This window comes from Meiothermus granaticius NBRC 107808, from assembly GCF_003574355.1.
Taxonomy (GTDB): Bacteria; Deinococcota; Deinococci; order Deinococcales; family Thermaceae; genus Meiothermus; species Meiothermus granaticius.
The window spans coordinates 1-20,223 of sequence record NZ_QWLB01000004.1 but is presented as its reverse complement, the minus strand read 5'-3'; the positions used below and the strand labels follow the sequence as shown (position 1 = coordinate 20,223).

23 protein-coding genes and 1 riboswitch are annotated in these 20,223 nt (G+C 62.6%); of the genes, 20 read left to right on the top strand and 3 right to left on the bottom strand.

The window, feature by feature from the left end:
• Window positions 1-21 precede the first annotated feature (21 nt).
• From Mgrana_RS02025 to argC, 6 genes are all read left to right on the top strand, one after another.
• Window positions 22-1,272, top strand: coding sequence for a 3-isopropylmalate dehydratase large subunit (locus tag Mgrana_RS02025; RefSeq protein ID WP_119355941.1), 1,251 nt, complete (start codon window positions 22-24; stop codon window positions 1,270-1,272).
• Complete coding sequence (locus tag Mgrana_RS02020) at window positions 1,265-1,762, top strand: LeuD/DmdB family oxidoreductase small subunit (RefSeq protein ID WP_119355940.1); 498 nt, start codon at window positions 1,265-1,267, stop codon at window positions 1,760-1,762. The genes Mgrana_RS02025 and Mgrana_RS02020 overlap by 8 nt, the downstream gene beginning before the upstream one ends.
• Window positions 1,763-1,784: 22 nt before the next feature.
• Entirely contained in the window at window positions 1,785-2,111 is a 327-nt protein-coding gene (locus Mgrana_RS02015; protein WP_119355939.1) for a paraquat-inducible protein A, read from the top strand.
• A gap of 47 nt (window positions 2,112-2,158) precedes the next feature.
• Window positions 2,159-2,332, top strand: coding sequence for a lysine biosynthesis protein LysW (gene lysW / locus Mgrana_RS02010; protein ID WP_119356027.1), 174 nt, complete (start codon window positions 2,159-2,161; stop codon window positions 2,330-2,332).
• Window positions 2,333-2,394: 62 nt separating this feature from the next.
• Entirely contained in the window at window positions 2,395-3,252 is an 858-nt protein-coding gene (gene lysX, locus Mgrana_RS02005; protein WP_119355938.1) for a lysine biosynthesis protein LysX, read from the top strand.
• Between the two features lie 32 nt (window positions 3,253-3,284).
• Window positions 3,285-4,322, top strand: a complete 1,038-nt coding sequence (gene argC / locus Mgrana_RS02000) for an N-acetyl-gamma-glutamyl-phosphate reductase (protein ID WP_119355937.1) — start codon at window positions 3,285-3,287, stop codon at window positions 4,320-4,322.
• Here argC and Mgrana_RS01995 read toward each other — a convergent pair.
• The gene (locus Mgrana_RS01995) at window positions 4,303-4,842 is read right to left on the bottom strand and encodes a dihydrofolate reductase family protein (protein ID WP_170146372.1); all 540 of its coding nucleotides are present in this window, start codon (window positions 4,840-4,842) and stop codon (window positions 4,303-4,305) included. The genes argC and Mgrana_RS01995 overlap by 20 nt on opposite strands.
• 34 nt (window positions 4,843-4,876) lie before the next feature.
• On the opposite strand from Mgrana_RS01995, the gene yjjX reads away from it, so the two are divergent.
• Complete coding sequence (gene yjjX, locus Mgrana_RS01990; protein WP_119355935.1) at window positions 4,877-5,395, top strand: inosine/xanthosine triphosphatase; 519 nt, start codon at window positions 4,877-4,879, stop codon at window positions 5,393-5,395.
• A 13-nt stretch (window positions 5,396-5,408) separates the two neighbouring features.
• On the opposite strand, the gene Mgrana_RS01985 is transcribed toward yjjX, so the two are convergent.
• Together Mgrana_RS01985 and Mgrana_RS01980 are read right to left on the bottom strand one after the other, a co-directional pair.
• Complete coding sequence (locus tag Mgrana_RS01985) at window positions 5,409-5,837, bottom strand: hypothetical protein (protein ID WP_119355934.1); 429 nt, start codon at window positions 5,835-5,837, stop codon at window positions 5,409-5,411.
• A gap of 112 nt (window positions 5,838-5,949) precedes the next feature.
• Window positions 5,950-6,402: a CZB domain-containing protein gene (locus Mgrana_RS01980; protein WP_119355933.1), complete on the bottom strand. Its 453-nt coding sequence runs from the start codon at window positions 6,400-6,402 to the stop codon at window positions 5,950-5,952.
• Between the two features lie 285 nt (window positions 6,403-6,687).
• Window positions 6,688-6,762, top strand: a riboswitch (adenosylcobalamin-variant (AdoCbl-variant) riboswitch).
• Window positions 6,763-6,939: 177 nt separating this feature from the next.
• Here Mgrana_RS01980 and nrdI point away from each other — a divergent pair.
• The 13 genes from nrdI to Mgrana_RS01915 all read left to right on the top strand — a co-directional run.
• Window positions 6,940-7,314 carry a class Ib ribonucleoside-diphosphate reductase assembly flavoprotein NrdI gene (gene nrdI / locus Mgrana_RS01975; protein ID WP_119355932.1) on the top strand — a complete coding sequence of 125 codons (375 nt, stop codon included), beginning with the start codon at window positions 6,940-6,942 and terminating at the stop codon, window positions 7,312-7,314.
• A 13-nt stretch (window positions 7,315-7,327) separates the two neighbouring features.
• Window positions 7,328-9,406, top strand: coding sequence for a class 1b ribonucleoside-diphosphate reductase subunit alpha (nrdE, locus tag Mgrana_RS01970; RefSeq protein ID WP_119355931.1), 2,079 nt, complete (start codon window positions 7,328-7,330; stop codon window positions 9,404-9,406).
• A gap of 10 nt (window positions 9,407-9,416) precedes the next feature.
• Window positions 9,417-10,709, top strand: coding sequence for a class 1b ribonucleoside-diphosphate reductase subunit beta (gene nrdF / locus Mgrana_RS01965; protein WP_222592133.1), 1,293 nt, complete (start codon window positions 9,417-9,419; stop codon window positions 10,707-10,709).
• Complete coding sequence (locus Mgrana_RS01960; RefSeq protein ID WP_119355930.1) at window positions 10,706-11,065, top strand: acyl-CoA thioesterase; 360 nt, start codon at window positions 10,706-10,708, stop codon at window positions 11,063-11,065. The genes nrdF and Mgrana_RS01960 overlap by 4 nt, the downstream gene beginning before the upstream one ends.
• Before the next feature lie 231 nt (window positions 11,066-11,296).
• Window positions 11,297-13,156 carry an ATP-dependent zinc metalloprotease FtsH gene (gene ftsH, locus Mgrana_RS01955; RefSeq protein WP_119356025.1) on the top strand — a complete coding sequence of 620 codons (1,860 nt, stop codon included), beginning with the start codon at window positions 11,297-11,299 and terminating at the stop codon, window positions 13,154-13,156.
• 285 nt (window positions 13,157-13,441) lie between these two features.
• On the top strand, window positions 13,442-14,206 hold the full coding sequence (locus Mgrana_RS01950; RefSeq protein WP_240631209.1) for an ABC transporter ATP-binding protein: 765 nt from the start codon (window positions 13,442-13,444) through the stop codon (window positions 14,204-14,206).
• Window positions 14,203-15,057, top strand: coding sequence for an ABC transporter permease (locus Mgrana_RS01945; protein ID WP_119355928.1), 855 nt, complete (start codon window positions 14,203-14,205; stop codon window positions 15,055-15,057). The genes Mgrana_RS01950 and Mgrana_RS01945 overlap by 4 nt, the downstream gene beginning before the upstream one ends.
• A gap of 39 nt (window positions 15,058-15,096) precedes the next feature.
• Entirely contained in the window at window positions 15,097-16,050 is a 954-nt protein-coding gene (locus tag Mgrana_RS01940; protein ID WP_119355927.1) for an ABC transporter substrate-binding protein, read from the top strand.
• A gap of 28 nt (window positions 16,051-16,078) precedes the next feature.
• On the top strand, window positions 16,079-16,519 hold the full coding sequence (locus Mgrana_RS01935; RefSeq protein ID WP_119355926.1) for a hypothetical protein: 441 nt from the start codon (window positions 16,079-16,081) through the stop codon (window positions 16,517-16,519).
• Between the two features lie 24 nt (window positions 16,520-16,543).
• Window positions 16,544-17,302: a creatininase family protein gene (locus Mgrana_RS01930; RefSeq protein WP_119355925.1), complete on the top strand. Its 759-nt coding sequence runs from the start codon at window positions 16,544-16,546 to the stop codon at window positions 17,300-17,302.
• Entirely contained in the window at window positions 17,295-18,506 is a 1,212-nt protein-coding gene (locus Mgrana_RS01925) for an amidohydrolase family protein (RefSeq protein WP_119355924.1), read from the top strand. Before Mgrana_RS01930 ends, Mgrana_RS01925 begins: the two co-directional genes overlap by 8 nt.
• Window positions 18,497-19,723, top strand: coding sequence for an amidohydrolase family protein (locus Mgrana_RS01920; RefSeq protein WP_119355923.1), 1,227 nt, complete (start codon window positions 18,497-18,499; stop codon window positions 19,721-19,723). Before Mgrana_RS01925 ends, Mgrana_RS01920 begins: the two co-directional genes overlap by 10 nt.
• Before the next feature lie 23 nt (window positions 19,724-19,746).
• On the top strand, window positions 19,747-20,223 hold a 477-nt coding region (locus Mgrana_RS01915; RefSeq protein WP_147371283.1), incomplete at its 3' end, for an FAD-binding oxidoreductase.

The following is a 20,223-nucleotide window of genomic DNA, read 5'->3' as shown; positions in this document are numbered from 1 at the left end:
GTGCGTCTGCCGGAGGCGAATATGGGCCTGACTTTAGCTGAAAAAATCCTTTCCAAACGGGCGGGCCGCGAGGTACGGGCGGGCGAACTGGTGGTGGTGGAGGTGGACCAGGTGATGGTGGTGGACTCCATCGCCGGGAGCTTCTTCAAGCGGCTGGAGCAGCTCCAGGCCACCCCGCGCTTCCCCGAGAAGGTCTCGATTGTAATAGACCACGTGGCCCCGGCGGCCAATGTGGAGGTGGCCAAGGCCCAGAAGGAAATCCGCGAGTGGGGCAACCGCCACGGCTGCCGGGTGTTCGATGTGGGGCGGGGTATCTGCCACCAGGTATTGATTGAAGAGCGGCTGGCCCTGCCGGGGGGGATTGTGCTGGGCTCGGATTCCCACTCCACCACCTACGGCGGGATTGCCTGCTTTGGGAGCGGGATGGGGGCCACCGACATCGCCCTGGCGGCGGCCTCGGGGCGCACCTGGCTACGGGTGCCCGAGACCGTCAAGGTGACCTTCCGCGGTTCGCTGGCCCCTGGCACTACGGCCAAGGACGCAGCCCTCGAGATGATCCGCGTCCTCACCGCCGACGGGGCCACCTACATGAGCATCGAGATGCACCTGGTAGACGGGGCCGAATCCCTGACCCGCAGCCAGCGCCTGACCCTGGCCAACCTGACCGTGGAGGCCGGGGCCAAGTGCGGCCTGGTGGTGCCCAGTGGCGAGATTCTGGAACTTTATCCGATACCCGAGTGGCTGTACCCCGACCAGGACGCGGTGTATGCGAAGCAGGTCGAGATTGACCTCTCCACCCTCACCCCCCGGGTCTCGGTGCCCTTCTACGTGGACAACGTAGAGGAGGTGGCGCAGGTCAGGGGCAAGAAGGTAGACCAGGTGTTTGTGGGCACCTGCACCAACGGGCGGCTCGATGACCTGCACGAGGTCGCCGCCATCCTCAAGGGCCGCAAGGTGGCGCCGGGGGTGCGGATGCTGGTGATTCCGGCTTCGTCGGAGGTGCTCGAGCAGGCCACCGCCGACGGCACCCTGCTCACCCTGCTGCAAGCGGGCGCAACCCTGGGCACCCCCGGCTGTGGGCCCTGCATGGGGCGGCACCAGGGGGTGCTGGCCCCCGGCGAGGTGTGCGTGAGCACCTCCAACCGCAACTTCAAAGGGCGCATGGGTGCGGCGGATGCCGAAATCTATCTGGCTTCGCCCCGGGTGGCGGCGGCCACAGCCATCGCGGGGTACATCACCACCCCGGAGGAACTGGAGGGAACCCATGCCTAGGGTTTGGAAGTTTGGCGATTCCATCAACACCGACGATATCCTCCCCGGCAAGTACGCCCCCTTCATGGTGGGGGAGGATAAGTTTCACACCTATGCCTTCGCCCATTTCCGCCCCGATTTCGCGCCGAACTACCAGCCGGGCGATATTCTGGTGGCGGGCAAAAACACCGGGCTGGGCTCTTCCCGCGAGTACGCCCCGGAAGCCCTGCGCAAGCTGGGCCTGAAGGCCATCATCGCCAAGAGCTATGCCCGCATCTTCTACCGCAACCTGGTTAACCTGGGCATCCTGCCCTTCGAGGCCCCGGAGGTGGTAGACGCGCTTCAGGACGGCGATGAGGTGGAGCTCGAGCTGGAGCGCGGGCTCCTGCGCCGAGGAGGGGAGACCTTCCAATTGCGGCCCCCGCCGGGGTTCTTGCTCGAGGCCCTGCGCGAGGGCAGCATCTTGGAGTACTACAAGCGTCATGGGAAATTCCCCGGTGAAACCCCGTAAACTGTGGGGGCTGGAGGGCCTTATGGACGATGTCGAAACCGTATGCCCGGTTTGTCACGACCCGATCTACATCCCGGTAGAGGAGTATGCCGAGTTGCTCGAGGGGGATGTGTTGGAGTGTGAGAACTGCGGGGCCTATCTTGAGATCCTTTCGCTCGACCCCATCGAGCTGGTCGCGGTGGAGGGAGGAGAAGATGGGTTTTATGTGCTCTGCCCGCGCTGCGAGCACGAGATCGCCGTGGAAGCCGAGGGCGAGAGCGTGACCTGTGACAACTGCGGCTACACCTTCACCCCCGACTGGTCAGAAGTCGAGGCCGACGAGGATGACGAGCGGGATTACCGAAACTAGGCTGAGCGCTATGTTGCGAAGCAATAACGATCAAAGGAGTGATCAAAATGGCCAAGATTGCGTTTGAAAACCCCGAGACGGGAGCTACCATCGAACTGGAGAACCCTGAGCTGGGCGAGCTCGTAGTAGACGACGAAACCGGACAAGAGTTTGAGGTGATCTCACTGGATCCCCCCAAACTGGCCGCAGCCCCCGAGGAAGCGGAGGACTGGGGCGAGTAATCCCTTTGGGCGCTGGGGGCTTGGCTAGAGCCCCTAGCACCCAGAGATTGCGCCTTTTAGCTATGCTCGCCATCCTTTATGACCGCATCCGCCCCGATGAGGAGATGCTCTTCAAGGCCGCCGAGGGGCTGGGCATTCCTTTCAAGAAAATCTACGCCAAGCAACTGCCCATGAAGCTGGGGACGCGGCCCCCGGAGCTCGAGGGTGTCACCTGCGCGGTGGAGCGCCTGGTCTCGCAGAGCAAGGGGCTGGCGGTCTCGCGCTACCTGAAAAGCCTGGGGATTCCGGTGGTGAACGCGCCGGAGGTCATTGAGGTCTGTGGCGACAAGTGGGCTACGAGTTGCGCCCTCGAGGCCCACGGGGTGCCCCAGCCCAAAACCGCCCTGGCCACCGAGGCTGAGGAAGCCCTGAAGCTCATCGAAGAGATGGGCTACCCAGTGGTGATGAAGCCGGTGGTAGGCAGCTGGGGCCGCCTGCTCTCGCTCATCCGCGACCGCGACGCGGCCGAAACGGTGCTGGAGCACAAGGAAGTGCTGGGGGGCTACCAGCACCAGCTCTACTACGTGCAGGAACTGGTAGAGAAAGGGGGCCGCGACATCCGGGCCTTTGTGGTGGGCGACACCTGCATCGGGGCCATCTACCGCACCTCGGCCCACTGGATTACCAACACCGCCCGTGGGGGGAAGGCCTCGAACTGCCCCGTCACGCCCGAGCTGGCCGACCTGGCCGTGCGTGCGGCCAAAGCCGTGGGGGATGGGGTGGTGGCCATTGACCTGTTCGAGTCGCCCAGGGGTTTGTTGGTCAACGAGGTCAACCACACCATGGAGTTCAAGAACTCGGTGAGCACCACCGGCGTGGACATTCCGGCCAAAATTCTGGAGTATGCCTGGAGCCTCCGCAAAGAAGCTGGGGCGGGCTAGGGTCTAAAGCCAAGGCGTTTTGAGGTTCCACCGTGGAGAAGAAAACCGTTTCGATCGTCGGCGGCTCCGGTTATGCGGGGGGTGAGTTTTTGCGACTGGCCCTGGGACACCCTTACCTCGAGGTAAAGCAGGTGACCAGCCGCCGCTATCTGGGTGACCCGGTAAGCCTGATCCACCCCAACCTGCGCGGGCGAACCCAGCTTAAATTCAGCGATCCGGCAAGCCTCGAGCCCTGCGACCTCCTGGTGCTCTCGATGCCCCATGGGGTCGCGGCTAAAGAGTTCGACCGCTACCAGGGTGTGGCCCCGGTGATCCTCGACCTTTCGGCGGATTTCCGCCTAAAAAACCTCGAGCTGTACCGTAAATACTACGGGGAAGATCACCCCCGACCGGAGCTTTTAGACCAGTGGGTCTACGGTAACCCTGAGCTGCACCGCGAGGCCCTGAAGACCGCCGATCGCATAGCCTGTTGCGGCTGCAACGCCACAGCCACCCTGTTGGGGCTGTATCCCCTGTTCAGGGAGGGCCTCCTGGCCCCCCGGCCCATCTTTGTGACGGTGATGATCTCCACCAGCGCAGGGGGGGCTGAGCCCAGCCTGGCCAGCCATCACCCTGAACGGGCCGGGAGCCTCCGGGTCTATAAGCCCACCGGGCACCGCCACACCGCGGAAATTTTGGAGAATCTGCCTGGAAACCCCGAGCTGCATATGACTGCGGTGGCTACCGATCGGGTGCGCGGCATCCTGATGACCGCCCAGACCTTTCTGCACGATGGCTGGAGTGAGCGCGACGTGCATACCGCCTACCGCAATGTGTTTGGCAAAGAGCCGTTCATCCGGATGGTCAAGATGCGCAAGGGCATTCACCGCTACCCTGACCCCAAGGTGGTGGAGGGGACCAATTACTGCGATATCGGCTTCGAGCTCGAGGAGGATACCAGCCGCCTGGTGATCATCTCGGCGATTGACAACCTGGTTAAGGGCACCGCTGGGCACGCGATCCAATCCATCAATATCCGTATGGGCTGGGCCGAGACCACCGGCTTGGAATTCACCGGCTTACACCCCTGAGGCAGCGGTATTGGAGCAGCAGGGTGTTTGGGGAAAGGGCCTGGACGCGCTTGAGCTGGAACTGGGCCTGAAGCCGCCCTTTTAGCAGCGGTTTTCCACTGCCGAAGCCCAGGGGCTCGAGGGTGAGCCACAGCTCGTCCATCTGGTCTCGCTGCAAGCACTCGCTGTAAAGAGAAGTGCCCCCCAGCACAGCACACCGTTGCTTGCCTCGAGCGGCTAAATCGGCCAGGATTTGGCCGAGCGAAGCCGAGGTGAACTCGAGCTGCCCCGCTTGGGCATCCACCGCGAAGGCTTCGGGGGTATGGGTGCGCACCACCCGCAGCCGCCCAGAGCTCAGGCTGGCCAGGATGTGCGCGCGGCTGACCTCGTAGGTGCGGCGGCCCATCAGCGCGCAGTCAAAAGAACCGAGGGCATGGCGAAAAAACGCCCCATCCTCGGGGGAGGTAAACCCTGTTCCCTCCTCTTCATGGCGGGTGATGAAGCCGTCAAGGGAGATGGCAGCGATGCCGATAATTTCCACGCTTGCCATCCTACCGGGCTGGGTAAACTTGGGTATGGTGATTGTAGGCAGTACCAACCCAGCCAAGCTAAACCCCGCCCGGGCCGTTTTTGCCGAAGTGTTTGGCCTCGAGATCGTGGGCGTGGAGGTGCCCAGCGGGGTGCCCGATCAGCCCATAGGCTACGCACAAACCCTGCTCGGGGCTCAGAACCGGGCTCGAGCTGCCCTAGAGCAGCCCGGTGCACGCTATGGAGTGGGGCTGGAGGGTGGGGTGGAGTTTGACCCCTATGGCGGCTGGTTGTTCAATGTGGCCTATATCCTGCGCGAGGATGGACGCAGTGGGTTTGCCCGTGGGGGAAGCATTCTTCTGCCCCCCGAAGTGGCGGCTCGAGTCCGCGCCGGGGAGGAGCTTGGCCCGGTGATCGACGAGGTAGCAGGGCTCAAAGACAGCAAAAAAACCAGTGGAGCGGTGGGGTTTTTGACCTTGCATAGGCTCGAGCGCAGAGAGTTCTGGCGCCACACACTCGAGCTGGCCCTGCCGACGTTCTTACGCCCGGAGCTATACCCGCAATAACCTGGGGCGGACCCTATTTGGCCTTACCGAAGGCGTACACTAGCTCGTTGCCCTTGCGCACCACAAACAACACCGCGGGCTTGCCGCTCTCGTCGCTAAGGTTGTAGCGGGTGCGGGTTTCCCCGTTGACCGTGATGGTCTCTTGGTTGTTGAGCAAGTAGCCTGCGGCGGTGAAGTTGGTCAGAATTTGTTGAACGAAGGCTGGCTGGAGGTTGGCCGTGAGGCCCCGGGCGGTGTATACCTCGAGGTTGAAGCGGTTGGCATCGGGCATTCGCGCGAGGATGGCCTCGCTGCCCTTGCCGGCGCGGAAGGTGCCGCTGGGTAGGGTGAGTCCGGAGTCAAGGCTGGAGGAGACCGCAGCTACGCTGGTGACCTCAACCAAGGTTTGGGCCAAGGCCGAAAGGCCCCCAAGCACAATCACCGCCAAGAGGAATCGCTTCATCCTTACAGATTAGACCCGCCAGGGGTTATCTGTGGGCCAAATGCCCGAGAGATGGGCTTTACTCCGCACCTCGAGCGGATTTGCCGCTGGTGTTCCCGCAAGCGGCAAAACCTCAATTCAAGGCCCGCTCTTTGTGTACCAGGCTGAACAGGTTGAAGACGATGTCTTTAGAAAGGCGGTCGAAATCGGCCTCGAGCATGGCCTGAGCTGCTTCCTTGCCGCGCATGCGCAGGGTTTGCACCACCCGGGCCGCATACAGATGAAATACCCGGTGGGCCTCGCGCAAAGCCTCATACTCGGAGTGCAGGGCTAGGGTGCTGCGCGCGGCCTGGCCGTACAGCCATTTGCCCAAGACGCACTGGTTGTCCTGCATAATCAGGCTGAGGTCCAACTCGTCGCTCGAGGTGCCTAAAATTTGCCCCTCGAGCCGCTTGCGCCAGGCCAAGTGGGCATCAATGACGGCCTGAACATCCAGCCCCATGAATTGCTGCTCAAAATCCTCGAGCCTAGGAACTTCTACAGCCTCCTTGCGATTCCAGCTTTTAATCCAGCTCAACAGATTCATGCTTCCCAATATAGGGAGGAATTACGACAAAATCTTCAAAAATTGCCATAACTCAAACTATTTTCCAAGTAACGCTTTGCGTAACTTTGCCTGAGGAAAAACCCTTCAAACTTCTTCCAAAAAGGCCTCCCAGAGCTGCTTTAGCAATAGAACTGGCCTGGTTGAACCTGGAGCTCAGGAAAAGGTGACCCGAGCCGCGTTACGTGGCTGATCTGGCCTTGAGATTGACAGAAAACCACAATCTGTAGTAGGGTGTCGCCCAGAAACCACAAGATGTGGTTTCCCCATCGGAGCCAGGGGAAGTGCGGTGCAATTCCGCCGCTGTCGCGCAACGGTTATAGCCCGATCGCCTGCCCGGCTGGGTCTCCTAGTCCTCGCGCAAAGGACAGAAAGGATGGCCACATGAACCCTTCCAACCCAACCTAAGTCAGCAAATCCTCCACGCGCCTGAACGTGGGCGTGGTAGTGATTCTTTGGCCCCTTGGCACCCTATCCGGGGCCGATACGGGAAGTTTTGTTTGGATTTAGAGAGGAGCTATGGTCATTGCGTATGCCTCGAAAACCGGCAATATCGCCCGCTTTGCTGCGCAGCTGGCCTTGCCCCTTCTGCGCATCGAGAGCGGCCTCGAGCGCCTGGAGGAACCCGCGGTGCTGCTGACCTACACCACCGGGTTCGGCCAGGTGCCCCCGGAGGTGGAACTTTTCGCCCGGGCCAACCACCCTTTCATCCGGGGGGTGGCGGCCAGCGGGAACCGCAGCTGGGGGCGCAATTTCGCTAGGGCCGCCGACCGGCTGACCGAGCGCTATGGCTGGCCGGTACTGCTCAAGTTTGAGCTGGCGGGTCTCGAGAGCGACCGCCGCCGCTTTATGGAAGCCCTGAAGCGGTTGGACCCGGCGGTAGTCCCGATCTGACGGAGGTTGAACGGTGCGTTACCTGGAACTCAACAGCGCGGTACTGCACAAGAAAGACGGCTTTTTCCAGCTCGAGAAAGACCGGGAGGCCGCCCAGGCCTTCGAGGCCGAGGTAGAGCAGAAGCTAAGGAAGTTTTCCGACCCCATCCAGCGCCTCAAGGCGCTCATCTCCGAGGGCTACTATGAGGACTTTTTTGCCCGCTATGGGGAAGAGGAGGTGCTCGAGTTATCTGACCTGGCCTACAGCTACGGCTTCCGCTTCCAGAGCTTCATGGCCATCTCCAAGTTCTACAAGGACTACGCCCTCAAGACCGACGACAAGAAGCAGTACCTCGAGCGCTACGAGGACCGGGTTCTGGCGGTGGCCCTGCACCTGGCCCAGGGGAACCCAGCCAAAGCCCGGGCTTACGTCGAGGCCCTGATGGAGCAGCGCTACCAGCCTGCCACCCCTACCTTCCTGAACGCTGGGCGGGCCCGGCGGGGGGAGCTGGTGAGCTGCTTTCTCCTGGAACTCGACGACTCCCTAAACTCCATCGGCTACAACCTGAACCAGGCCATGCAACTCTCCAAGATCGGGGGCGGGGTGGCCCTCAACCTCTCCAAGCTGCGAGCCAAGGGGGAGCCCATCAAGGGGGTGGCCCACGCGGCCAAGGGCGTGGTGCCGGTGATGAAGCTCCTGGAGGATGCCTTCAACTATGCCGACCAGATGGGCCAGCGCAAAGGGGCCGGGGCGGTCTACCTGAACATCTTCCACTGGGACGTGGAAGACTTCCTGGATACCAAAAAGATCAATGCCGACGAGAAAAGCCGCATCCAGACCCTCTCGCTGGGCTTGATCGTACCCGCCAAGTTCTTCGAGCTGGCCGAGCGCGGCGTGGATTTCTATGTCTTCGCCCCCTACTCGGTTTACCAGGCTTTCGGGGAACACTTAGACGACATGGACATAGACCGGCGCTACGAAGAGCTGGTGGCCCACCCTGCGGTCAAGAAGCGCCCCCTCTCGGCCCGGGCCATGCTCACCCGCATTGCCCAGACCCAGTTCGAGTCGGGCTATCCCTACATCATCTATAAGAGCAACGCCAACCAGGCCCACCCCCTCAAGCGCCTGGGGCAGATCAAGATGTCCAACCTCTGCACCGAGATCTTCCAGCTCCAGACCCCCTCGGTTATTGGTGACTACGGTGAACCCGACCAGATCGGCTACGACATCAACTGCAACCTGGGCTCGCTAAACATCGTGAACGTGATGGAGTCGGGGAAGTTGCAGGAGAGCGTGCACACCGCCATGGACCTGCTTACCGCGGTGAGCGACCTCTCCGATATTAGGAACACCCCCGGGGCCCACAAGGCCAACCGGGCCTTCCACGCGGTGGGCCTGGGGGCCATGAACCTGCATGGCTTTTTGGCCAAGAACCGCATCCGCTACGAGTCGGAGGAAGCCCGCGATTTCGCCCGTAGCTTCTTTGCCGCGGTGAACTTTTACTCCTTGGAGCGCTCCATGCAGATTGCCCAGGAGCGTGGGGTCAGCTTCGAGGGCTTTGAGCTATCAGAGTACGCCAGCGGAGCGTATTTCGAGCGTTACCTGGCCGAGGACTTCCGCCCCCGCAGCGATGTGGTCAGAGCGCTGTTTGCTCATCTCGAGCTGCCCAGCCCTGCCGACTGGGCCCGGCTCCAGGCCGAGGTGCAGAAGCACGGTCTCTACCACGCCTACCGGCTGGCCATCGCACCTACCGCCAGCATCAGCTACATCCAAAACGCCACCCCTTCGATTCAGCCCATCGTGGAGGTGGTGGAGACCCGCACCTACGGCAATGCTACTACCTACTACCCCGTCCCCTTCCTCTCCGAGGAGACCTACTGGTACTACAAGTCGGCCTACCACATGAACATGTACCGTTTGATTGACCTGGTGGCCGAGATTCAGCCCCATGTGGACCAGGGCATCAGCACGGTGCTCTATGTGACCAGCGAGACCAGCACCCGCGAGCTGGCCCGGCTTTATGTCTATGCCGAGCGCAAGGGCCTCAAGAGCCTCTACTACACCCGCGCCAAGAACCTCTCGGTGGAGGAGTGCGTGAGCTGCGCGGTGTGAAGGAGACCCCATGATTCAAATGCCATCAATCCTCCAGCCCGGTTTCGGGGCAGTCAACTGGAACCGGCTCGAGGATGCCTACAGCAAGATGTTCTGGGACCAGAACGTGCGGCAGTTCTGGGTGGACGAGGAGATTCCCCTGGCCGACGACAAGCTGGCCTGGACGACCCTGAATAGGGCCGAGCAACGGGCCTACGAGGAGGTTCTGGCCGGGCTGACCCTGCTGGACACCCTCCAGGGTGGGGTGGGGATGCCCCAGATGGTGCAGTGGGTGCCGGGGCTTCAGGCCAAGGCGGTGCTCTCCTTCATGGGGGCCATGGAGCAGATGCACGCCAAGAGCTACAGCTCTATCTTTTCCACCCTGTGTACCAGTGAGCGCATCGAGCAGCTTTTCGACTGGGTGCGCCACCAGCCCGAGCTTCAGGCCAAGCTGGGCCTCATTCACCAGGCCTACACCAGCGTCCAGGACGAGGCCAGCCTGTACCGGGCCATGGCCGCCAGCGTGCTGCTCGAGTCCTACCTCTTCTACTCGGGGTTCTTCTACCCGCTCTACCTGGCCGGGCAGGGCCGCCTGACCAGCTCCGGCGAGATCATCAGCCTGATCATCCGGGATGAGGCCATCCACGGGGTCTACGTGGGCCTGCTAGCTCAGGATCTCCTGAACCGGATGGGGGAGAGGGAACAAGCCCAGGCCCAGGGCGAGGTGCTGCGGCTGCTGGAGCGGCTCGAGGCCCTCGAGGCCCGCTACACCGAAGCCCTCTACGGCGAGGTTGGGCTGGAGGAGGCGGTGCGCACCTTCTCCCGCTACAACGCCGACAAAGCCCTGATGAACCTTGGCCTGGAGCCTTTTTTCCAGGTGGAGGCCCAGGCAGTGAACCCGGTGGTGCTGGCCGGCCTGCGCACCGAGACCAAGCACCACGACTTCTTCTCCACCAAGGGCAACGGCTACATCAAAACCACCCGCGTAGAGCCCCTCTCCGACCTGGATTTCTACTTTCCCGAGGCCACCCCCGACCTCCGGCCGGTGATCAAGCGCGACGGACGCAGCGTGCCCTTCGACGAGCTGCGCATCGTGCGGGCGGTGCAGAAGGCCGCCAGGGCTACCGGTGTGACCCTGGACCTCTCGCGCCTCGAGCGGCACATCCTTGAACCCATCAAGCTCCAGGCCCAGCAAGAAAGCCTCTCGGTAGAGGCCATTCAAGACCGGGTAGAGGAGGGCTTGATGGAGATCAATCCTCAGGTTGCCAGGGCCTATATCCTCTACCGCGAGGCCCGGGCCCAGGCCCGGCGGGGGCAGCCATGAAGGAGACCCGCACTGTACACCTGGTGCGCCCTGGCGACTGCAACCACTACGGCAGCCTTTTCGGCGGCACGGCCATGGCCTGGATGGACGAGGCGGCCTTTGTGGCCGCCACCCGGCACGCCCGGGCCAAGGTGGTCACGGTGCATGCCGACGCCATGGACTTCCGTCACCCGGTGCCCCAGGGCTCGATCGTGGAGCTGGTGGCCTCGGTCAAGGCGGTGGGCAGAAGCTCCATGCGGCTCGAGGTGGAGATGTGGGTGGAGCCCTTGGAGCGCGAGGAACGCACCCTGGCCTGCCGGGCGGGGTTTGTGATGGTGGCGGTGGGGGCAGACGGACGGCCTGTCCCCAACCAATAGCCCCACCACAACCGGTTGAGCGGGTGGGTCTTGGAACCCTTCTCTAAGCCACTGAGCGGCCCCTCGAGACCAAATCGTTCCTATCCTGGCACTCATTCCTCATCCCCAGATTGGGTAGGATGGGGGCGAGGCCCCTAAAGCCCCATCGATGAGGGGTGCAGCGGAGCCTGGCGTGAGCGAGTATATTGTGGGAATGTTCCTTTCGTTTAGGGTTTGGAGGAGGTCTTGAGGTTGCCTACGCGTATCAATCCCTGGAGCTTAGTGGTCATCGTGATCCTGGCCTATTGGCTGTTCTCGCTGTTGGGGGGTGGGATCGGCAGTCGTCCATCCCTGCCCTATAGCGATTTCATCAACTACGTACAGGAGGGTAAGGTAGCCAAGGTGGTGCTCGAGGAGGGCCGCATCAGCGGTACCTTCAAGGCCCCTGAGCGCATCACCACGGGCAATACCACCGTCACCACCACCACCTTCTCGCTGCCCGCCCTGCCTGCGGGCTTCAGCGATCCACAGTTCACCGAGCTTTTACAACAGCAGAAGGTTGAAATCGTCACCCGGCAGGCTTCGATCTGGCCGCAGCTCCTGCTGAGCTTCCTGCCAATTTTGCTCCTGATCGGCTTTTGGTACTTCTTCTTCATGCGCACTCAGGGTGGGGCGGGCCAGGTCATGCAGTTTGGGCAGAGCCGGGCCCGGCAGTACGGCAAGGAGAAGCGGGTCAATACTACCTTTAAAGACGTGGCCGGCCATACCGAGGCCAAGCAGGAGCTGATGGAGGTGGTGGATTTCCTCAAACATCCCCAGAAGTACATCGCCATTGGGGCGGAAATTCCCAAAGGGGTGCTTCTGGTGGGGCCTCCAGGCACCGGCAAGACCCTGCTCTCCCGCGCGGTAGCCGGGGAGGCCGGGGTGCCTTTCTTTACCGTATCGGCTTCGGAGTTCATGGAGATGTTTGTGGGGGTGGGGGCCTCGCGGGTGCGCACCCTTTTTGATGAAGCCCGGCGCAACGCCCCGGCGATTATTTTCATCGATGAGCTGGACTCAATTGGGCGCAAGCGTGGGGCGGGGATCGGTGGGGGGCACGACGAGCGCGAGCAGACCCTCAACCAAATCCTGTCTGAGATGGACGGTTTCGAGAAGGATACCAGCGTGATCGTGTTGGCTGCGACCAACCGCCCGGATATCCTCGACCAAGCCCTGCTGCGTCCGGGGCGCTTTGACCGGCAGGTGGTCATTGGGCTGCCAACCCTCGAGGAGCGCAAGGAAATCCTGCTGGTGCACATGCGTGGCAAGAGCCTGGCCCCCGATGTGGACGCAGCCGAACTGGCCCGGCTGACCCCACAGTTCAGCGGAGCTGACCTCAAGAACCTGGTCAATGAGGCGGCCCTTCAGGCGGCGCGGGAAAACGCCACCCAGATCACCAAGTACCACTTCCAAACCGCTCTGGACAAGATCATGCTGGGGTTGGAGCGGGGCAGCCTTAAGCTCTCTGAGGACGAGAAGCAGGCGGTGGCCTACCACGAGGCCGGGCATGCGATCGCGGGCGAGGTCTTGCCTTATGCCGACAAGACCGAGAAGGTTTCCATCGTGCCGCGCGGGATGGCCTTGGGGGTACGCTGGAATCGGCCTGAGGAGCGGGTGTTGGTGAGCAAAGAACACCTAGAAGACACCCTGGCCATGACCCTGGCGGGTCGGGCAGCCGAGGAACTCTTTACCGGCACCATTACCACCGGGGCCTCTGATGACTTCAAAAAGGCCACCAGTCTGGCCAAGCAGATGGTATTGGACTGGGGGATGGGGGACCACTTCCGCAACGTGGCTTGGGGCTCCAATCAGGGCCCGATCTTCCTAGGTGAGGAGATCGCTAAGAAACAAGACCATAGCGAGGAGACCTCGAGGCTGATTGACCAGGACGTCCAGACCATTCTGGACCGGGCCTACGAGAAGGCTAAGGGGACCCTTTCCGATCACAGCCAGGCGGTGCACAAGCTGGCTGAGGAGCTCCTCCAGCACGAAATCGTGCAGGGGGACCGGGTGCGCGAGATTCTCGCCCAGAAGCCAGAGGTGGCTCCTGCTGCCCAAGCTTCTGAAGCCTAAACACTGCGCTGGCCTAAGGCTGGGAGATCCCCAGCCTTTTCGCATGATCTGAGGGCGTTAGGCCCAAAAAGATAAAAATGTATTTTATTGCAAATTCTGTCGGGAAATATTTATAAAAAATGCGACATTGCGTTTGGGCTAAAACCCCGGAGCGTTGTTGACAGAGGGTCAAGCCCGTTTATACTGTGGCCTGTAGTTGGCTGAAGAGGCCATTCCCGAACAGCACGATTTAGCCTAGGCGGAGGTGGGGCGGTGGGTAGTCCTTTTACAATTGCGGTCAAGGACGTGTGTAAGCGTTTCCCTGACGGCACCTTGGCGCTAGAGGGGGTGAATGCTGAGGTTCGAGCGGCCGAGTTCGTCTCTTTGGTAGGGCCCTCGGGCTGTGGGAAAAGCACCCTTCTGCGCATCTTGGCCGGTCTCGAGCCGATTAGTTCGGGCCAGGTGACGGTTGGAGGATTTGCCCCCGGAACCCCCCAGGCCCGGGCCGAGATGGCCTTTGTGTTTCAGGAGCCCACCTTGCTGCCCTGGCGCACGGTTTTGCATAATGTTGCGCTGCCCCTCGAGCTGCGCGGGGTGGGGAGCCAAGAGCGCCTGGCGCGGGCTCAGGAGGTGCTGGGGCTGGTGGGGCTGAGCGCTAGGGCTGGGGCCTTCCCTAGGGCGCTCTCGGGTGGGATGAAGATGCGGGTTTCCATCGCCCGGGCCCTGATCACTCAGCCCAAGATTTTGCTGATGGACGAGCCCTTCGGAGCCCTCGATGAGCTGACCCGCCAGCGCCTGGGCGATGAATTGTTATCCATAAAGCAGGCCACGGGCGCAACGGTGGTTTTTGTCACCCACAACATGTTTGAGGCGGTATACCTTTCCCAGCGGATCCTGGTGATGACCCCACACCCCGGCCGCGTGGCCGAGGTGCTCGAGGTGCCCGTGGCCTACCCGCGTACCCCCGAGTTTCGCGCCTCGGAAACCTACGGCAAGCTGGTGTATCAGGTGCTGAGCGTGCTCGAGGGAGGGCCTGCGGTTCCCCCTAAGCCAGACGAGGTGCAGGCATGACCCAGTCCTCCCCGATGGAGACCCCCCCCACAGGTAACCAGGCACTTTCGAAGGCTTCGCGCTTAGCCCGCTGGGGGCGCGAGGCCCTTCCGGTGGTGTTGGCCTTTTTGGTGTTTGTGGGGCTGTGGCAGCTTGGAATTGTGATCTTCAAGCCGAAGCCGTTTATTGTACCGGGGCCGGTGGATGTGGGGCAGGCTTTTCTCGAGCACGGGGCCAGCCTTTGGGAGTCCACCCTTATCACCCTTCGGGCCACCGCCATCGCCTTTGTGCTTTCAGCCCTGATCGGGGCGGCGGTTTCCTTCCTCCTGACCTCGGTACCGATCCTCTACCGGGCGGTGTTCCCCTTCACAGTGGTGTTTCAAAGCGTCCCGGTAATTGTCTTCGTGCCCCTTTTGCTGACCTGGTTTGGGATCGGTTTGCCCTCGATCATCGCGGTGGCGGTGATTATCTCGGTGTTTCCCATCATCGCAAACACCGCCATTGGCCTACGCTCCACGGAGGCCTCTTTGAAGCAGCTCTTCCAGCTCTATGGCGCCAGCTCTTGGCAAACCCTGTTCAAGCTGCGCCTGCCTGCGGCACTGCCCTATTTCTTCACTGGGTTGCGCATTGCCGCTGGAGCCGCGGTGATCGGGGTGGTGGTGGGGGAATACATGGCGGGAATGGCCAGTACCCGGGGGGGATTGGGCTTCTTGGTGGTGGAGTCGGCCAGCCGTTTACAGATGGCCAAGCTGGCCGCGACCGGGGTGTGCGCAGCCGCCCTGGGGATCGGGTTTTTCCTGCTGGTTGGTTATGTTAGCAATCTCTTTTTGCGCAGTTGGCATGAGTCGGCTCGAGGAGACCAAGAGCGTTAGGATGGGCCTCGAGTCCGGTTTCGCCGTAGGAGGGATTCCATGAAGCAGTGGTTGGCAGCAGGGGCGGTACTGGTAGCGGGTCTGGTCTCGGCGCAGACCAAGGTCAGCATGGTGCTCAATTGGTTTCCTGAGACCGGGCATGCTGGGTATTTTGCCGCCCAGAAGGATGGGCTTTACAAAAAGGCTGGCCTAGACCTGACCATTGTCCCAGGGGGGCCCAACACCCCCGGCGGTTTGAGCCTATTGGCCACGGGCAAGGCCCAGTTCGCGATGATCGGGGCCACTGAAGCCCTCCAGGCCCGCGAACAAGGCATTCCGGTGGTGGCGATTTTCGCCCCGTTCCAGAACAACCCCCAAGGCCTGATGTACCACGCCGAGTACCCGCTCAAGGGCTTCGAAGATTTGGCCGGGCGCACCGTGGCCATTGCGCCGGGAGGGGTTTACTGGGACTTCATCCAAAACAAGTACGGGCTTAAGGGGAAGGTGCAGGTCATCAACTACAACGGCCAACTGGCAAGCTGGGCCCAAGACCCCAAGGCCGTGACCCAGAACTACATCACCGCTGAGCCCTACAACGCCGACAAGATGGGGATTAAGAACGGCACCTTGCTGATTGCAGATTCAGGCTTCAACCCCTATGCCGATATCATCGTCACCACCGAGGACTTCATCAAGAGCAACCCTGCCGCGGTGCGGGCTTTTGTGGCGGCTTCCAAGGCTGGGTTTGAAGCCTTTTTTGCCAACCCCAAGAACTACGTCTCGGCCCTGCAGGAGGCTAACAAGGAGAACACGGCCGATGTGGTGTTGTGGGGGGCTGAGGCCATCAAGAAGCTGATGCTGACCGGGGATGCGCTCAAGGGGGGGCTAGGGGTTATGACGGCCGAGCGCTGGAACACCCTGTACAAGCAGCTCAAGGAGCTTAAGCTGCTCAAGCCGAGCACCACGATAGATCTGAGCAAGGTCTGGACCCTGGAGTTCCTGCCGAAGAAGTGAGGCCCTTGGCCAGGCGGGGACCCTCCTTATGGAACTGAGCATCGCGCAGATCAAATCTGGGATCGTGCTGCTGTGGGCGTTGTGGCTCTCGCTGGTCACGCTGATGAACGGCCTCGAGGCCCTCAAGGCTTTGGGCTCGCTCCCTAGCCGCTTCAAAACCTCCTCCAACTGGAGCCTGATGCTGCGGGTGACCGAGACCTACCGTACCCCGGTCTGGTTGGTGGGGGTGCTGTTTGCCCTGGTGATCCTCTGGGAGCTTTTGACCTCGGTGGCCCTATGGGTGGCCCTATTTAGCGGCAGCCCAGAGGTGGCTACCACTGCCCTGGGCCTGCTGACCCTGCTGTGGGGCGGGTTTATGCTGGCCAATCAGTTCTATATGGCCTGGCTCACTGATCCTGGCTTGGTCGCCGCCCATCGCAGCTTATTTGGGGTTTCGCTGCTGTCTTTGCTGGCCTATCGCCTGCTGTAAACCAAGAAGGGGCTTGGGTGCACGATGAAGCGTGCCTTTGTAGAACATACCTGGAAAGAAATTGAAGCCCTGCCCAAGGACCCTGGGGTGGTGGTGCTGCCGATCGGGGCCATTGAGCAGCATGGGCCGCATCTGCCGCTTTGCACCGACGCCAAGCTTGCAGAGGCCACGGTGCAGCGGGCTTTTGAGGCACTGCCCGCTGAGGTTGCAGCCTGGTATTTGCCGGTGCAGAGCTATGGCAAGAGCAACGAACACACCGGTTACCCAGGCACCCTGGCCCTCTCGGCCTCGACCCTGATGGGGGTGGTCCGGGATATCGCGGTGAGCCTTCACCGAGCGGGGTTTAGGCGGTTGATGCTGTTCAATGCCCATGGGGGGAATAAAGCCCTGTTGGAGATGATGTGCCGCGATCTGCGGGCAGAGCTGGGACTGCTGTGTTTTTTGGTTCAGGGACAGGTTGACGCCTCGAGGCTGCCCCCCTCCGAACAGCGCTTCGGCATTCATGCCGGGACCCTCGAGACCGCGCTGATGCTGCACCTAACCCCAGGCCTGGTACGCCAACCCCTGCCCCCGGCCCGGTATCCGCGCTTCGACTCCCAGAACTTCAACCTGACCCTGCTGCCCCAGGTGGCCTGGCTGACCCGAGACTGGAGCCCCGAGGGGCATTTCGGCAACCCCCAAGCCGCGGTTGCAGAGGCAGGGCAAGCCTGGTTCGAGGAGATGGCCCATCGGCTGGCCGAGCTCATCGCCGAGGCCTCTACCTTCGAGGTGGCCTATGGCTGAGCCGGTGCTTCGCAACCTCCGGTTGTGGGGGCAGGGCGCGCCGGTGGATCTTCACCTGGCGGATGGGCGAATTGCGGCCATCGGGCCAGCCTCGAGGGGGACAGGGGAGGATTTCGGGGCTCGAGCGGTGTTTCCCGGCTTCGTGGAATCGCACTGCCACCTGGATAAGACCTTGTCGCTGGGCCTCGGGGGGGCCGGGCTGGAGAACCGCTCGGGGACTTTGTTGGAAGCCATCGAGCTGTGGCGGGGCAGCAAAGCCACCCGCCCTAAAGAGGATTTCAAGGCCCGGGCCAGGGCTGGGATTCGGCAAGCCATCGCCCAGGGCACCACCGCGCTGCGCTCGCACCTGGACATGGATCTGGCCAAGGGGCTCGAGGTGCTGGAGGTCATGCTGGAGCTGCGAGCGGAGTTCCGGGGCAAGATCGACCTCGAGTTTGTGGCCCTGGGGATGCCAGGAACCCCCGAGGGGGACGCCCTGATGCGCGAGGCGCTGGAGATGGGGGTGGATGTGGTGGGGGGCTGCCCACACATCACCCCAGACCCGGAGGCTTGTATGCGCTCCGCCCTGGATCTGGCCGAGCGTTACGGCAAGCCGGTAGACCTGCACATGGACGAGCACGAAGACCCCACCCACCTCGACCTCGAGGCCTTGGCCGAGATGGTCCTGGCCCGGGGGTTGGAGGGGCGGGTGACCTCCGACCACAACTGTGCCCTGACCTTCCAGCCACCCCAGGTGCAGCGCCGGATCATCGCCAAGGTGGCTCGAGCGGGGCTCCACATGATCAGCCTGCCGGCGGTGAACCTGTTCCTGCAGGGCAAGGGGTATCCTCCGGCGCGCGGCTTGATGCCCATCAAGGCCCTGCGCGAGGCCGGGGTGAATGTGGCCTTGGGCTCGGACAACGTGCGCGATCCCTTCCAGCCCATGGGGAACTACGACCTGCTGTGGCAGGCCAACCTGGCGGTGCACGCCGCCAATTTTGCTGTGCCGCAGGAGCGGCGCGAGGCCCTGGAGATGGTGACCCTGGCCCCCGCGCGAATCCTGGGGCTCGAGGGGTATGGCCTCGAGGTAGGGGCCCGGGCCGATCTGGTGATCGTGGATGCCCCCACCGATGAGGAAGCCTTATCCCGGATGCCGCCGCGCCTGCGGGTGTATAAAGCCGGTCAACCGGTCTACCGCGAGGAGGTGGTTCGTAGATGGACTTGATCCTGCGCAGGGCCACCTTGCCCACCGGATCGCAGGCAGACATCGGGCTCGAGGATGGCCACGTCGCCGCGATTGAAGAGGCCCTGGCCGGCAGGGCAGACATGGAGCTAGCGCTCGAGGGCCGCCTAACCCTTCCGGCCTTTGTCAACCCCCATCTGCATGCCTGCAAATCGCTGTGGAGCTGGGAGCTGGCCAAGCAACCGGCCAAAGTCCAGGCCCTGCACCGCTTCGAGGCCTTGGGGCACATTAAGCGGAGCTATACCCCAGAGGGCGTGTACCAGCGGGGTCGGCGCTTGCTGCAGCTGGCGGTACAAAACGGCACCTGTGCGATTCGGTTGTTCGCGGATGTGGACGAACAGGCTGGGCTGCGGGCCTTCGAGGGGATAAAGCGCCTTCAGGCCGAGTTTCCCTACCTGAAGGTTCAGGTGGTGCCTTTCCCCCAGAACGGGTTTGCGCGGTTTCCAGAGAACCGGGATCTGCTGGAGGAAGCGGTGGCGAGGGGCTGTGACGCGGTGGGGGCGGTGCCTTGGCTCGAGCCCACCGAGGCCGATGCCCAAGCCCACGCCGAGTTCTGCCTCGAGCTGGCCAAGAAGCACAACCTTCCGCTGCATGCCGTAGCCGACGACACCGAAGACCCTCAGTCGGCCACCGGAGCGTACCTGGCGGCCCTGGCGGTTCGGCACCGCTGGCCGCTGCTTCTAACCCAACTGGGCTCGCTGGGCTTCCAAGACGACGCCACCGCTCGCAAAACCATCGGCCTAATCAAGGAAGCTGGGGCCACCGTGATCAGCAATGGACACATCGAGCTGGTGACCTGCCAAAGCACAAGGCAGCCGATTCCGCGGGGCAATACCAGGGTCAGGGAGCTTCTGGCCGCGGGGGTGCGGGTGGTGGCCGCACAGGACGATGTGGATAACCCTTATTACCCCTTTGGCCGCAACGACCCGCTCGAGGTAGCCCTCTGGGCTGCGCACCTGACCCCACTGGCCTGGGGGGAGGACCTGGAGACGCTGCGGCAGATGGTCACCACCTGGCCCGCACAGGCGCTGGGGGTGGAGGGGTATGGGCTCGAGGTGGGCTGCCGGGCCAACCTGGTGGTTTTGGATGCCCCCAGCTGGCTCGAGGCACTGCGGGGGCAAGTCGCCAAGCGCTATGTGATCTTGGAGGGGCAGCTACGAGCCGAGGAACGGCGCGAGGTACAGCTCTATGAAGGCTGAGCGCCGGGCTTGGCGGGAGGATTATGGGGAAGACGACAGGACCATCCGAGTGGGCCGAGGCCCTGCGGGGCCTCGTGGGGGAAAAAGGGGTGTTTTCCGAGGCCAAAAGCCTGGAGGTCTTCTCCAAGGACGCTTACTACTACTCCCCGCTGCTTAGGCAGCTATTGGGGGATAAGCAGGCCGAGCTGGTGGTGGCGCCCCAGGGCCTCGAGGAGCTGCGCGGGGTGGTGAGCTATGCCGCCCAGCACGGTATTCCACTGACCCTGCGGGGGGCCGGGACCGGCAACTACGGCCAGTGTGTGCCGCTGCAGGGGGGGCTGGTGGTCTCAACCCACCGCATGAACCGGATTCTAGAGTTCGACCCGACGCGGGGCATCATGCGGGTAGAGGCCGGAACCCGGCTGGGCCAGATCGAGCGCAGGGCCCGGGAGCAGGGCTGGGAATTGCGCTGTTATCCCAGTACCTGGGCTACGGCAGCGGTGGGGGGGTTTGTGGGGGGA

Coding starts and splice junctions, on each gene's coding strand:
- Mgrana_RS02020 (WP_119355940.1), top strand. CDS start 1,265: ATGCCTAGGGTTTGGAAGTTTGGCGATTCCATCAACACCGACGATATC.
- Mgrana_RS01925 (WP_119355924.1), top strand. CDS start 17,295: ATGGCTGAGCCGGTGCTTCGCAACCTCCGGTTGTGGGGGCAGGGCGCG.
- Mgrana_RS01930 (WP_119355925.1), top strand. CDS start 16,544: ATGAAGCGTGCCTTTGTAGAACATACCTGGAAAGAAATTGAAGCCCTG.
- lysX (WP_119355938.1), top strand. CDS start 2,395: ATGCTCGCCATCCTTTATGACCGCATCCGCCCCGATGAGGAGATGCTC.
- Mgrana_RS01960 (WP_119355930.1), top strand. CDS start 10,706: ATGAAGGAGACCCGCACTGTACACCTGGTGCGCCCTGGCGACTGCAAC.
- Mgrana_RS02025 (WP_119355941.1), top strand. CDS start 22: ATGGGCCTGACTTTAGCTGAAAAAATCCTTTCCAAACGGGCGGGCCGC.
- Mgrana_RS01935 (WP_119355926.1), top strand. CDS start 16,079: ATGGAACTGAGCATCGCGCAGATCAAATCTGGGATCGTGCTGCTGTGG.
- Mgrana_RS02015 (WP_119355939.1), top strand. CDS start 1,785: ATGGACGATGTCGAAACCGTATGCCCGGTTTGTCACGACCCGATCTAC.
- Mgrana_RS01985 (WP_119355934.1), bottom strand. CDS start 5,837: ATGAAGCGATTCCTCTTGGCGGTGATTGTGCTTGGGGGCCTTTCGGCC.
- lysW (WP_119356027.1), top strand. CDS start 2,159: ATGGCCAAGATTGCGTTTGAAAACCCCGAGACGGGAGCTACCATCGAA.
- Mgrana_RS01940 (WP_119355927.1), top strand. CDS start 15,097: ATGAAGCAGTGGTTGGCAGCAGGGGCGGTACTGGTAGCGGGTCTGGTC.
- nrdF (WP_222592133.1), top strand. CDS start 9,417: ATGATTCAAATGCCATCAATCCTCCAGCCCGGTTTCGGGGCAGTCAAC.
- Mgrana_RS01920 (WP_119355923.1), top strand. CDS start 18,497: ATGGACTTGATCCTGCGCAGGGCCACCTTGCCCACCGGATCGCAGGCA.
- nrdI (WP_119355932.1), top strand. CDS start 6,940: ATGGTCATTGCGTATGCCTCGAAAACCGGCAATATCGCCCGCTTTGCT.
- yjjX (WP_119355935.1), top strand. CDS start 4,877: ATGGTGATTGTAGGCAGTACCAACCCAGCCAAGCTAAACCCCGCCCGG.
- Mgrana_RS01980 (WP_119355933.1), bottom strand. CDS start 6,402: ATGAATCTGTTGAGCTGGATTAAAAGCTGGAATCGCAAGGAGGCTGTA.
- Mgrana_RS01945 (WP_119355928.1), top strand. CDS start 14,203: ATGACCCAGTCCTCCCCGATGGAGACCCCCCCCACAGGTAACCAGGCA.